The sequence below is a fragment of the Exiguobacterium sp. s101 genome (assembly GCF_018617835.1).
Classification (GTDB): Bacteria; Bacillota; Bacilli; order Exiguobacteriales; family Exiguobacteriaceae; genus Exiguobacterium; species Exiguobacterium marinum.
This window is the reverse complement of record NZ_JACSKX010000010.1, coordinates 12,202-25,084: the sequence shown is the minus strand read 5'-3', so window position 1 is coordinate 25,084 and position 12,883 is coordinate 12,202. Positions and strand designations below refer to the sequence as shown.

Here is a 12,883-nt window from a genome sequence, read left to right as displayed (position 1 = left end):
CCTCCTTTTATAAGGGGGTTTTTCATTTACCTGATTTCGGAAAAGATATTTTAACCATTTACCTTTTTTAAAATTTTACTTCTTCTTTCCAATTTTTAAGTACGTTATACTTAGACCGCAATCATTTTTATCATGTTTTTTCATCCGAAAGGGGTAACATATTGAAATCGACACTCTCACGATTAGGAGTAGCCGCCATCGTCTCAGGAACGATTCTGAGCACCGTTGCGCCTCTCCAATCATACGCAGCAACATCTGAAGGAACAGTCAACACACCCATTTTAAATGTACGGTCTGATTCATCGACATCGTCTTCAATCGTCGGCAAGTTAACGGAAGGAACGTCGGTAGATGTGTATGCCTTAAATGATGAATGGGCACAAATCAGCTTCGAGGGACAGAAACGTTACGTTTCTTCTACGTATTTGACGATGGGTTCATCCATTACAAAAGCATCTACAACGTCCACTTCATTATATATGGCTGAAATGAACGTCAATCTTCGGTCGTCGATGTCAACATCTGCTTCAATCGAAACGGTCATCCCGAAAGGATCACTCGTGACGCATCTTTCTACTCACGGTGCGACAGGGTCTTGGTATAAGGTACAATTCGGTACATATACTGGATATGTGGCCGCACGATACTTTAGCGAAACGAATCCTTCGTTTTACGCTTCTAAGACAGCCGTTCTATATGACAAGACCAGTACTGGCGCGTCAAAAATCGCAACGATTCCAGAAGGCGCGCACGTCACTTACCTCGATTCATTGGGTGCGACGGGATCTTGGTACAAAATCGAATACGGTTCACTCGTCGGTTATGCACCGGCACGTAATTTCACAGCGACTCCCCTTGCTCCAGAAGCGGTCACGACATATTACGCAGTGAAAAATGTTGCACTCTACAACGGTTCAGGAACGGGTGCATCAAAAATCGCAACGATTCCACTCGGAGCAGAAGTGAAGCGTGTGTACGTGAACGGATTGAGTTCATCTTGGTATAAAGTTCAATACGGGGACACTGTCGGTTATGCAGCTGCACGTAACTTCTCGACCTCAAAACCTGAATCAGTCGTCAAAACAACATATTATGCGGTTCGAGACCTAGTACTGTATGAGTCTTCCGCTTCCGGAGCGGCTCGTCTTCGCACGATCAAAGAAGGAACGAAAGTGGTACAGGTTTCTGACGCCAACCTATCCGACTCCTGGTTCAAAATTGAATATGATGGAGTCACAGGCTTCGCTGCCGCTCGCCATTTTTCAACGAAGGCACCTGAAGAAGTGACAATCACACCATACTTTGCGATTCGAAATGTGGCGATGTATAGTTCTTCTGCAGCCGGAGCGACAAAGATTGCGACAATTCCATTCGGTGCAAAAGTGGAACAAGTCTCGCAAAGTAGTCTATCTAGTTCATGGTTCAAGATTCGCTATGATGGCAAAACAGGATATGCAGGCTCTAGTCACTTTTCATTGAAAAATCCAGAGGTTATTGTGAAAACAGATTACTATACAACTCGCGATGTCGTCTTATATAACCGTTCTGATGCTGAAAAGGTTAAAATTGCGGTCATTCCGTTCGGTACGAAAGTTCAACAAGTATCTGAACCTGGCCTCACGGAACGATTCTTTAAAATTGAATACGGCCCAATCACAGGTTATGCGACGGCAGATTACTTCTCGAAAACAGCACCGTCAGACGAACAATACGAAGAAGAACGTCAAGTTCGCATCTATGTAGATGGGAACGAACCGCTCAACGTTCGGTCTACGCCTGAAGTAACGACAGCAAATAAAGTCGGAACGTTAAGTACAGGAACGATTGTCAACATCAAACCGATTGTCGGCTCAGACTGGGCTCTTCTCACGAACGGAACGTATAGTGGTAACTATATTCATACCGATTACGTCGTACCTGTCACAACGACTCCACCTGCGACAGGAATCACGAAAAAAGTTTCATATACAAGTTATCCAATGACGGTTCGCCAGATGGCAGAACGTCAAATGGCTCAATTCGCTCAAACCGACGCACATCGATATGATGAAGCATATTTACCTCGCGCTTGGGTTAGCGTCAACGGTTCGACTGGAACGATTGTTAAGCCTGAGATGACTGTCATCTCAGGCTTAGGAACAGCTCTGAAGATGACTGCTTCCTCAAGTTCTTCTTCACTCGTTACAATTCCATACGGGGCGTCGATACAATATGTTGACCGCTACACTTCCGGTTCAACAGTTTGGTACAAAGTGAAATACGGCACAATGACTGGATATGTGACACCGAGTTCAGTCGTTGGGACAGCAAACATTTTAAGTCGACCGATTTTGACATCTCACGCCTATGGACAAATCAACACAGGTGAGACTGTAACCATAACTGGTCAGACGGGGACATACTATACAATTTCGTATAAACGCCCGGCTGGACACAACATTCGAGTATTCGACAACACATGGCGTCGCGCGTCAGTAGATGACCTTATCTCGTATGTCGATCCAAGTCAGATTGATTCGAACTCTCGTTCATTCTATCAATTCTTAGATTTATCAAAGAGCGCTGGGACAACAGCGACCACGCTCAACAAAGTTCTCACATCTAAAGGGACACTTAGTGGACAAGGTCAAGCATTCGTAGATGCGGCTAGCATGTACGGCGTAAACGAAGTCTATCTTCTCTCGCATGCCCTCCTTGAAACGGGACACGGTACGTCGCTTCTCGCAAAAGGGGTTCCTGTCGATAAAGATGGGAATGCATTGATCAACTCGAGTGGGAATCGGATTTATCCAGAACGTCCTGTTGCCGCAACCGTCTATAATATGTACGGAATACAAGCGACCGATAGCAACCCTCTTGGGAACGGCGCCAAATACGCCTTCCAACAAAAATGGTTCTCACCGAAAGAAGCAATCATTGGGGGAGCTTACTGGATTGGGGCTAGCTATATCAATCACCCGACATATAAACAAAATACGCTGTATAAGATGCGATTCAACCCGTCTTCACCCGGAACTCACCAATATGCAACCGATATCGGATGGGCTGCGAAACAGACGACTAGTATCTATAACATCTATCAATCTCTTGATGCTTACACGCTCAACTTCGATGTACCAAAATATCAGTAAAAAAATGAGACACGCGCCCCTAACTGGCGTCGTGTCTCATTTCATGTCCATTCGATTGAATCGATGATGGACTCAATCTCCATCTTTTCATCGGTCACCTGATCGGCTACGTATGTTAAAAATAAGAGCCGTGTTCCGTCGGTCAAGGACCATACATCTAAATGCATGCCGTCTTCAATCCCACTCGCATAGGCCGTCGTCATGTCACTCGTCTCATCGGTCACACTCGGTGCGACTTTCACGTCGATCGGAAACTCTCCTAAGAACGTGTTCAACTCGCCCAAAGCAGATTGTTGCGGCTCTTGTGAATCTTCTGATTCATAAATCGAGATTTGAAGCGTCCCTTGCGCATCCTCTTCTGTCGAATAGAAACTCACGTAGTCTTCTTCTTCGCTGTATTCATAATGTTCCGGATACGTCAGGCGGAACCACCCATCAATTTCATAGTCTTTCATGCTGTTTTCTCCTTTACTTGCTTAAATGCCAGCCCTGTGACCATCTTGGCTTGAAGCGCATACTTCAAACGTTCTGTCACGTAAAGACGTTGACTGTTTACGTCTTGGGCAATCATATGTCCAAATAAATTCATTCGGACCGTTTGATTCGATAGGAAATAGAGTCGTTCCGCACTTAATGGACGATATTCGTTCGAATGCTCAAGGTATTCGATTTCAAAGCGGCGAAGGACATTGAGTGCGCAATAACGGTCGGTTTTTCCCGTACTCGTATGAAGTTCGACCCGAACGAGTTGAACATCATACGGACATACATTCATAAAAACGGGACCTACCCGTTCATGTATCAAGAGGACACCCATATCGGTTTCAATTAAGTCAGGGAGGGCCCCTTCATCTTGCGAGATACTCAGCACGACATAAGGGCGGTTTGTCGGTGCGAGCAATTCTCCTTTGTAAAATCGAAATCGTTGAATCCCTGTTAGCACCCGGGCACGCCAAGCACTCCCACGAGCCTCGGCTTCCATCCGATATAACCTCTCTCCACTCACGCTTACTCCCCCTTCACTCGTTTGAGCGCATCGACGAATGTTTCCCATTCTAGATTGTCACAAACAACCTTATTTTCCAATCCCCATTCTTCATCGATTGTCAAACGTACTTCATTCGATTCCTCGTGACGGGTGATTTTTAAATCTCCTATTTGAATCGTGTCAGGACGTATAAGAAACGTTGTGGTCGGCAACCCGATCCACTTGATCCGACTCGTACGTAGTACAATGTACCATTCATGATCGTGATGAATCGTAAACGTCCAATTCCGGAGAGACACCGTGGTATCCGTTTGTTTTGACTGCTTCAACATTCGAAATCCTTCACCCATCAGTTGTAAATATGATTTCCGTTCACTCATATTTGATTTCTCCCCTTTTTTCTATTATCTTCGTTGTCGATAGGGTTCTGCAACCTAAAAAGTTTTTTAAAAAAGGGTTTGCAAATAGAATCGTATATGCTATTATATCAAAGTAACGTTAAAACGTTTTGCGGGTGTAGTTTAATGGTAAAACCTCAGCCTTCCAAGCTGATGACGAGAGTTCGATTCTCTTCACCCGCTCCATATTTTTTTCACTCATGCGGGTGTAGTTTAATGGTAAAACCTCAGCCTTCCAAGCTGATGACGAGAGTTCGATTCTCTTCACCCGCTCCAATATCGACATATACGCGAGAACATCTCGCACACATACACTGCACGGTTGAGACCTTGCAAAAGCAGAAAGTCACACGACTTTCTGCTTTTTTGTTGTTCTCTCAAGCAATTTGGGGAAAGAGTAAATGAGTCTAGTCGAATGAGGAGGAACTCCATTGATTCAAGCGAAACTGCAATCATTTACTGTATATGAAAGTGCGTTGATGCGAACGACATCGACTCTCATTGATACACCCGATGCTATTATTTTGATTGATCCGACGTGGCTCCCGGAAGAAATCGCCACGATTCGCCGAGATATCGAGCTGCGTCGCAACGACCGTCCACTTTACGTCATCTTTACGCATCATCATTTTGACCATATCATTGGAGCCTATGGCTTTACCGATGCTACAACCATTGCCTCACAAGCGTTTGTAGAGACAGATTCATCTGAGCAGCTAAATGAGATTCGTGAGTTTTATGAGCAACATTACATCAATCGTCCTATCCAAAAACCCGACATCGATCTCGTGATCAAGCCCGATCAAACGCTTTTGCTCGGTTCAGTACCGGTCACATTCATCTCCACACCTGGCCATGACGCGACACACATGTCGATTTTAATCGAATCGATGAATCTACTCGTTTGTGGGGATTACGGATCAAATATCGAGCCCCCATTTATCGAACACGACCCGACTGCCTATCTCGATACGTTACAAATGTTGCAATCAATCATTTATGAACATGAAATCCAATGGTTCGTACCGGGGCATGGTGATTTATGTGATAATCGAAGTCAAATTATTAAGCGGTTGAGCGTTGCGGAAGAATACATTCTAGCTCTTCCTGAAGAACGTCATTGGTCTCCATCTTGGCCAGATCACGCATTTTTCGATCGGGTTCATGAACGAAATCAGAAGATGGTGGAACAAAAAGAGACCGATCGTCGGTCTCGTCGACAAGACTATTAAAAAAATCGCAACGTCTCCCCAAGACGTTGCGATCCCCCTATGTAGACCTATTTCTTTGTGATGCGTTCTGAGCGGACCGTGAACATACGGTCAACCCCATAGATTGTTACTCCCGTCAGAGCGAGCAATCCAATCATAGCAGAAGAAAACATGACCATCCCCCCATTGTTCACAGTTTCGTCATAATCACCCCGTGGTTTTATTATAGAAGACCGCCTCCAAAAAAGAAAGCGTTTTCTTCAAACTTTTTTCACATTTCTTGTTAATAACATCCACGGGTCTCGAACATAACGCCCAGCCTTTCTATGGACGGACACGTGTAAAGAGGTGTAGCTTTTATGTAATTTGGGAATATATGATGTAAGGATAAAAAGAGACAGAAGCTGCTCGTCGAGGAGGAAGAGGTATGATTAAGTACGGTACATTGGTACGGATCGAGGGAAAATATGCCGTATTGAGATGGAATAATGGCTCAAGTTTCATCCCTAGACGATTCCTACCATCCGAAGCACGTGTTGGTGATACAATCATTCGAGACAATCATCACTATTATCTTGAAGAAGATATGACCCCTAACTTTGATGCGTTGGTTAAGCAACACTACAAAAGCTGAACGATCTGCCCAATCAAACCGGGCAGATCGTTCAGCTTTTGAATGACGTGTCATTCTGATAATTGACTAACCTGTCCTTGAAGCCACGCTTCGTCAACTGGACCCGTCTGTTTCGCCACGATGATTCCTTTTGCATCTAGAACGTACGTTGTCGGTAATGCGACAACACGATATCGTTGCTCGACAGCTGCCTCTTCATCTAACAGAATCGGAAAATCGACGGGATACTCATCTAAGAATGCTTCCACGTCTTCTTTTCCACGTCGTTCATTCTTCGTGACATTTACTCCAACAACCGGAATATTCGTCGCTTTTTCAAAAGACACGAGTTCAGGGAACTCATCCCGGCATGGTGGACACCACGAAGCCCAAAAGTTAATCACGACCGGCTTTCCTTGATATTGAGTAAGGGAAAGACGTTCCCCTTCTAGCGTGCTCAAAGTGAAGTTTGGAGCTTGCTGTCCGACTTCTAACCCTCCCAAAACCGATTCATCTTGTACAATCGGAACCGCTTTATCTCCCTCTAACGTCGACATATATTCTTCATAACCTTTATAAGCAAGCCCAACAATCAATAGAAGGATTAGCGTTCCGATTACGATTTTTTGTAAGCGCATCATTTACCCCTTGTTTGTTTTCCTTAAGATTTCTACACTTAACTTATCATAAACTGTAAAGGAGCGTGTGTATTGTGCAACTTCAAAATGAAAAAATACAGATTAGCTTAAAAGCGCAAGGGGCGGAGATGACTAGTTGGAAAGTAGAAGGACAAGAATTTCTTTGGCAAGGGGACCCCACGTATTGGGGGAGACAGGCACCGATTCTTTTTCCGATTGTCGGTCGGTTGCTCGATGATCAATATTTGTATGAAGGACACACGTATACGATGAGCCAACACGGCTTTGCCCGTGATGCTATTTTTGATATCGATTCATCGTCTGCCACGTCCGTCTGTTTCACACTGAGCGATACACCTGAATCGCGCCAACACTATCCTTTCCCGTTTACGCTAAACGTTTCATATCAAATTGTTGGCGAAGAAGTCATCGTGTCGTATCGTGTCTATAACTCCGGTGAAACCGTGTTACCATTCAGTATCGGAGGCCACCCCGCATTCAATGTTCCATTCATGGGTGGGACGTTTGAGGACTATACGATTGACTTTGGTGAAGTTCGCACACGCGATCGCTATCTCTTAGACGGTCCTTATTTGACAGGTGCGTATCAACCACTCGGTGAACGACAGTATATCCCGCTCACTAGATCGCTATTCGATGACGATGCGCTGATCTTTGAGAACGTTGACTACGCAGCACTCCGGCATCAACCGACAGACACCGCCATCGTGATGGAAAGTCCGTCCTTCACGCATTTCGGTATTTGGTCTCCACCGCACAAAGAAGCTCCGTTCGTCTGTTTGGAACCTTGGTTTGGACATGCGGATTATAAAGGGCATCGAAGAAACTTCCTGAACAAAGAAGGGATTCAACTCCTATCACCAAATGAGACATTCGAAGCGAGTTACACTTTATATGTAGAGAAATAAAAAATCAATCCGACGAGACGTCGGATTGATTTTTTATTAAAAGCGATCTTCTTGTTCTACTTCATACTCTGATGGCGGCTTCTTCATAATAATTGCCAGGACGATGTAAATAAGAAGTCCTGGTCCTCCGAGAAGAGCCATCGCCACGAAAAGAACGCGCATGATCGTGACATCCACACCTAAATAGTTTCCTAGTCCTGAACATACTCCGGCAATCATTTGATTACTTGGGTCTTTGTATAACTTCCGTTCCATGTTATCTTCTCCTCAACTCATTATGAGCGTTGTGGTCGACGCAACGTCGTTCTTCCTCCATTCGCCACTTCTCCACGTCCTTCAAAATCAAGTGCTTCGTTGATTGGTGTACTGCCAGACTTAATTTCAATCCGGCGACCGTACAAACTACGGTTATCGAGGGATGCTGCGATGATAGTCGCGACATCAGTTTCAGAAATCGTCGCACCATCCGCGTCATTCAGATCTTCAGATGCTTCGATGGAACCTTTACTCGGTTCATCGACAATGGTCACTGGGCAAATAATCGTATAGTTCAAACCGCTATGTTCGATATACTCGTCGGCGGCATTATTAGCTGACAGAAAGTTAAAGAGTTCTTTCGGTGCAGCATTCGGTTGATCGGCGCCATAAGCACTGAGCAAGACGACATGACGTACTCTTTCTTTTTTTGCGGCATCAATTGCGTTCATTGCGACGTTTCGGTCAAGCAGTTCAATTTCAGTGCTCGAACCATCTGCACCAGCAGTTGCCGCAATAATAACGGCATCTTGTCCGCTCGTTGCCTCATGCACTTTTTTCTCGAGTTCTTTCTCAACGTCAACCGTCAATACATGCGCACCCATTTTTTCATACTCTGCTTGTAGTTCAGGATAACGAATTAAAGCGGTCACTTGATGGGTTTTCGCCAGGCTTTTCAATACACGTTTCCCGATCTTTCCTGTTGCTCCAATGACTAAAACTTTCATTCAAATTTCCCTCCTCAAAAGAGTAGTTCATTTGTTTAAAATTCCTCTTTCAAGTCAGAATCAAACCCTTTTCTTAAAATTATCTGACAGTACCCCAAATAGATAAATCAAGAGCATCTCGAATCGTCTGGACACTCTTTTCTAACGGTTCATAGTAATAGACGTTGTTGATATAGGCATCCTGACCTTCGACTTGCATTTTATTTACCTCCGGATTCGAAATCATCGTCAATCCGACAGAAGCCATTTGCATGACGTTCATCTTAAGCCCCATCTCTTCTTTCATAAAGCGGTATGTCGCCGGAATTTTCGTCCATCCTGAAGGACTTGCCAGTTTTTCTGCGACAGCCGTCATGACCTCCGTTTGACGATTCGAACGAGCCCCATCTGTATCAGATTTACGGTGTCTCGCATACGCCAATGCCATGTCTCCATCCATCGCATAGGAAACGCCTTCCGTATATTCATACGTTTGGTTGAACCCTTTCTCACTAAACGAATGCGTTGCCGTGACGTTCACCCCACCGATCAAATCAATCAATTCCATAAACGATTCGAACGTGATGACGACTTGTCCATCGACCGAGGCATCAGTCAGTCCTTCCACGGCACCAACCGTACACTCTACACCACCGAATGCGAACGCATGCGTAATTTTGTCACCTTCCCGTTCAGGTTCACATGGGATGGCCGTATACGTATCCCGTGGAATCGATACATTCTGAACAGTACCAGAGCGTGGTACGAATTCCATCAACTGCAAGGAGTCCGTACGAGATCCCGAGAGTGACTCACCAACCCGTGCGTCGCTTCCCATGATGAGGAATGTGAAGGGAGATGTCGCCATATATCCAACGACTAGTAGAATCACAAGTAGGAAAAGGGCAACTTTCCCCTTCCATTTACGCTTCCGTTTCGTTGGCTGTTTAGAAGAATGAGACATTTCTCGTTTTGTGGGAGTAGATGATTCTGATTGTCTCGTCGCATGCTGTGATTTCGAACGAGATGATTTCCGTTTCGAAAATAATGAGATACGGGGCGATCGTTTCCGACGTGGCTTCACCGTTCCATTTTTCGGTTTTGAAGAATCTTTCATATGTTCATTTAAAAATGGATGTTCGGATTGACGTGTCGCCTGTTCACGCCGTTGTTCATGTATAGATAGTTCGTCCGGTTGACCACGGTCCACATGAGACGATTCGATTTCTTGTTGTTCTAATTCGCGTTTTCTACGTTCGACACGCGATAAATGTTGTTCATCTTTCATCATTATAATCCTCAACTTTATCAATTTTTCTCTATTATCCCGAACCTGCCTTCATCTGACAACGTTTCTTATGAAAATCCGTCTTAAGCATGAGACCAAATGATTGTTTCAGATGAAAACCGGGAAAGGAATAATAATTGGTGTTTGCCCAAATCAAGAAACGGTGTAATAAGAAATGACCGAAAGGAGGAGAGCTGATGCGTGTCGGAAAATTACGCATGTTATTGGAGCAATACGGTGAGACGACGTTACGCGATTTACTCGTCGAAATGTATCGTCATACTCCTAAAGATGTGATTGATGATCAAGATTTTGATTTCATGATTAGCCAGTTCACACGCTATAAAGAAAAAAAGCATTCGGAAGAACGGCATTCGCTCTCGCAAACGATTACGCTGGCTGAACGCTTTGTTGACTCCGCATATGAATATTTATATATTCGCCCGAATCAGGTGATGTCAGAGCGTGACCAAAAAAATTGGTACATCCACGCCAAAAAAATCATTCGTGATTTATCCCACTACGCAGAAGAGTATACAGAAGCGCGTATGATGTATGAAGAAATGTTTTACCTTCTGTCTACGTCGGCCGGAGAAGAACCGCTCTTTTCAACGAGCGACCCATTCCGCCTTTTAAAAATTTCACAAGTCACCATGCTTCAAAAACTCATTCATTACTATCAACTAGATGCTCCGATTGATACCGTCTGGATTGACCGCGCCTTATACACTGCTCTTCATGTCCCAAAAGATGTCGATTCCACAAGAATTGATTTACTTTCAACGTTGTCCATCGAACATAGTCACACCAACTCAAGAAAAATCCTCCACTCCCGTCTCCTAAAACTTTGTGACCGTACTTTAGAGAAGTCTCAGATAGAAGATACCGAACTGGAAAACTACCAGGCACTCAAAATGTTAGAGCTTCGCCTTCTTGTCTCTGAAGGGAAATTAAAAGAAGCGGAACAAAAACTGTTTTCAGAATATATTCCGTTCTTTTCTCATCGCTCCGAACCATTTCAAGTATATGTCGACTTTCTAGAAAGTCACGGACATACAGACGAGACAAAACGGTTAAAGCGGTTAGCAAAAGAAAAGCGAATTCGTTTATAGAAAAAGGGAGTCAATCGATGAGATCGATTGACTCCAATACATGATATGAACGAGGGGTGTTCATTTGAAAGGAGGACAGAAAGTTGGTGCAGAACTTCCTTCCTACACGTACAAGTATAAGCGAATGATTGTAAACGTTACCAAACTACTTATTGCATTTTTGTGAACGTTTTCACGTTATTCAATCGTATTCATTATCCCAAGTCCGATGACTGATAATAATACGATGAGTACGAACAAATAAATCATTTCATTTGGTGATTGAAATCCCTCATGAATTTCTACGTCTTCTTCGATAATGATATTTTCATGAATGACCACTGGTTCTTTTTCAGCTAGCGCTGGAGATGGTGTGCCTGTCATCAAAAGTACAAAAGCCAGTATCATGTAATAAACGTATTTCATTTTATACTCCTAATATATGGTTTCATTGTGATTAAGTATAGCATGTTTCATCGGTTCGTTACGGATGACTTTTGATGAAACTCACACATCAGCGCTCAGGTGAATCATATTTTACTGTATTAAACGTATATCTTCTATTTTACTCAAACCTTTTTCTAGAAGGTTTGATTTTTTCTTAAGTTAGATGTCATCACAATGCCACACACGATAATATAAGGAAGCGCTTACAATTTAGGTGTACGTACCATCCAATATAGAAAGAAGGATTCTTTGTGAAACGAGCGCTACGTTTTGTGGAATGTAGACAATTACCGTTGCATGAACGCACTTCCATTCAGTCATTATATCCATTTAGCCAGGCACCTTTACTTCTCTCCCCGCCTTCTCATCACCACGTCTATGTCGCATTAAACGAACATACCCCACTAGCCTCCGTCGTCGCAAACGACGAACATCTTGAAGAATTTCAAATCATTCAACTTTCAAAATCGGCATACGATGATCGTCATGTTTTCCGCGGATTACTCGATCGAATTTTATATGAGAGAAGTCGGGAAACAAAGCACATGATAACTTACTATTTACACGAAAACGACTATCACAATCAAGATAAACTTCGAATATATGAGGCATCCGGATTCCAAAAGTATCATCAAACGACTACGTATCATTTGCCATTACTCCCATGCGAGAAAGGATCACATACATATTGGACGCTAGATTTGATTGATTATTCCAGAAGAAACGAATGGATCGAATTTCGAAATACATCTTATTATGTTCTTCCGGAAGCGGTCCCTATGACAGACCAACAGTTTACGAATGAAATGCGCCAGCATACATTGTTCTATATGTTACGTTGGTGTCACCGCCCAATTGGGATTATGAAAGTAAGATTACGAATGTACCATGTGTTCGTACAAGAAATCCACTTAGAATGTGACGAACCGTTTGTACGGGAAGCCATTTCGTTTCTGCAACAAAAGTTTTTCTATAATCTTCGATATATCGAAGAGGCTCACATTTCCACGACCAATTTGCAAACCGACTTGACCTTTGCGCTCCAAAAACACGGTGCTCAAGCATCTTCTGTCAGCGGATTAACTTACACGCAACAGGTGCCGCCGACCCCGCTCTATTCATAAAACGCTAAAAGACGTCGAGCAAATCAACTCTTTCTCACAGGAAAAAGTTGTTCGTTCAACGTC

At 43.7% G+C, this 12,883-nt stretch carries 14 protein-coding genes and 2 tRNA genes; 8 read left to right on the top strand and 8 right to left on the bottom strand.

From position 1 onward, the window contains the following. Window positions 1–161: 161 nt before the first annotated feature. Window positions 162–3,131 (top strand): SH3 domain-containing protein, encoded by a 2,970-nt coding sequence (locus KNO76_RS09565; RefSeq protein ID WP_214885074.1) that lies wholly within the window; start codon window positions 162–164, stop codon window positions 3,129–3,131. Window positions 3,132–3,172: 41 nt separating this feature from the next. On the opposite strand, the gene KNO76_RS09560 is transcribed toward KNO76_RS09565, so the two are convergent. Genes KNO76_RS09560 through KNO76_RS09550 form a run of 3 tightly spaced genes read right to left on the bottom strand, consistent with a single transcriptional unit; the run spans window position 3,173 to window position 4,499 of the window. Continuing rightward, on the bottom strand, window positions 3,173–3,586 hold the full coding sequence (locus KNO76_RS09560) for a DUF3805 domain-containing protein (protein ID WP_214701091.1): 414 nt from the start codon (window positions 3,584–3,586) through the stop codon (window positions 3,173–3,175). Beyond that, window positions 3,583–4,137 carry a hypothetical protein gene (locus KNO76_RS09555; RefSeq protein ID WP_353047763.1) on the bottom strand — a complete coding sequence of 185 codons (555 nt, stop codon included), beginning with the start codon at window positions 4,135–4,137 and terminating at the stop codon, window positions 3,583–3,585. Before KNO76_RS09555 ends, KNO76_RS09560 begins: the two co-directional genes overlap by 4 nt. Before the next feature lie 2 nt (window positions 4,138–4,139). Continuing rightward, window positions 4,140–4,499: a hypothetical protein gene (locus KNO76_RS09550; RefSeq protein WP_214703869.1), complete on the bottom strand. Its 360-nt coding sequence runs from the start codon at window positions 4,497–4,499 to the stop codon at window positions 4,140–4,142. A 130-nt stretch (window positions 4,500–4,629) separates the two neighbouring features. Between KNO76_RS09550 and KNO76_RS09545 the strand changes: the two genes are divergently transcribed. From KNO76_RS09545 to KNO76_RS09530, 4 genes are all read left to right on the top strand, one after another. Beyond that, window positions 4,630–4,703 (top strand) — tRNA-Gly (locus tag KNO76_RS09545). 16 nt (window positions 4,704–4,719) lie between these two features. Continuing rightward, window positions 4,720–4,793, top strand: a tRNA-Gly gene (locus KNO76_RS09540). A gap of 155 nt (window positions 4,794–4,948) precedes the next feature. After that, window positions 4,949–5,749 (top strand): MBL fold metallo-hydrolase, encoded by an 801-nt coding sequence (locus KNO76_RS09535; protein ID WP_214885072.1) that lies wholly within the window; start codon window positions 4,949–4,951, stop codon window positions 5,747–5,749. 406 nt (window positions 5,750–6,155) lie between these two features. Then, complete coding sequence (locus KNO76_RS09530; RefSeq protein WP_214885071.1) at window positions 6,156–6,362, top strand: DUF3006 domain-containing protein; 207 nt, start codon at window positions 6,156–6,158, stop codon at window positions 6,360–6,362. 50 nt (window positions 6,363–6,412) lie between these two features. On the opposite strand, the gene KNO76_RS09525 is transcribed toward KNO76_RS09530, so the two are convergent. Then, the gene (locus KNO76_RS09525) at window positions 6,413–6,979 is read right to left on the bottom strand and encodes a TlpA family protein disulfide reductase (RefSeq protein WP_251127967.1); all 567 of its coding nucleotides are present in this window, start codon (window positions 6,977–6,979) and stop codon (window positions 6,413–6,415) included. Between the two features lie 74 nt (window positions 6,980–7,053). Between KNO76_RS09525 and KNO76_RS09520 the strand changes: the two genes are divergently transcribed. Further along, window positions 7,054–7,908 carry an aldose 1-epimerase family protein gene (locus KNO76_RS09520; RefSeq protein WP_214885068.1) on the top strand — a complete coding sequence of 285 codons (855 nt, stop codon included), beginning with the start codon at window positions 7,054–7,056 and terminating at the stop codon, window positions 7,906–7,908. Window positions 7,909–7,944: 36 nt separating this feature from the next. Here KNO76_RS09520 and KNO76_RS09515 read toward each other — a convergent pair whose 3' ends face one another. The 3 genes from KNO76_RS09515 to KNO76_RS09505 form a co-directional block, all read right to left on the bottom strand. Beyond that, window positions 7,945–8,163: a PspC domain-containing protein gene (locus KNO76_RS09515; RefSeq protein WP_214701085.1), complete on the bottom strand. Its 219-nt coding sequence runs from the start codon at window positions 8,161–8,163 to the stop codon at window positions 7,945–7,947. A gap of 20 nt (window positions 8,164–8,183) precedes the next feature. Continuing rightward, window positions 8,184–8,891: an SDR family oxidoreductase gene (locus KNO76_RS09510; RefSeq protein ID WP_214885067.1), complete on the bottom strand. Its 708-nt coding sequence runs from the start codon at window positions 8,889–8,891 to the stop codon at window positions 8,184–8,186. Between the two features lie 79 nt (window positions 8,892–8,970). Beyond that, the gene (locus KNO76_RS09505; RefSeq protein ID WP_251127968.1) at window positions 8,971–10,158 is read right to left on the bottom strand and encodes an LCP family protein; all 1,188 of its coding nucleotides are present in this window, start codon (window positions 10,156–10,158) and stop codon (window positions 8,971–8,973) included. A gap of 197 nt (window positions 10,159–10,355) precedes the next feature. Here KNO76_RS09505 and KNO76_RS09500 point away from each other — a divergent pair, with 197 nt between their 5' ends. Further along, window positions 10,356–11,270, top strand: a complete 915-nt coding sequence (locus KNO76_RS09500; RefSeq protein WP_214885060.1) for a hypothetical protein — start codon at window positions 10,356–10,358, stop codon at window positions 11,268–11,270. A gap of 177 nt (window positions 11,271–11,447) precedes the next feature. Here the strand turns inward: KNO76_RS09500 and KNO76_RS09495 are convergent, their stop codons facing one another. Next, entirely contained in the window at window positions 11,448–11,675 is a 228-nt protein-coding gene (locus tag KNO76_RS09495) for a hypothetical protein (RefSeq protein ID WP_214885058.1), read from the bottom strand. A 272-nt stretch (window positions 11,676–11,947) separates the two neighbouring features. Between KNO76_RS09495 and KNO76_RS09490 the strand changes: the two genes are divergently transcribed. After that, window positions 11,948–12,820 (top strand): hypothetical protein, encoded by an 873-nt coding sequence (locus KNO76_RS09490; RefSeq protein ID WP_214885056.1) that lies wholly within the window; start codon window positions 11,948–11,950, stop codon window positions 12,818–12,820. Window positions 12,821–12,883 lie beyond the last annotated feature (63 nt).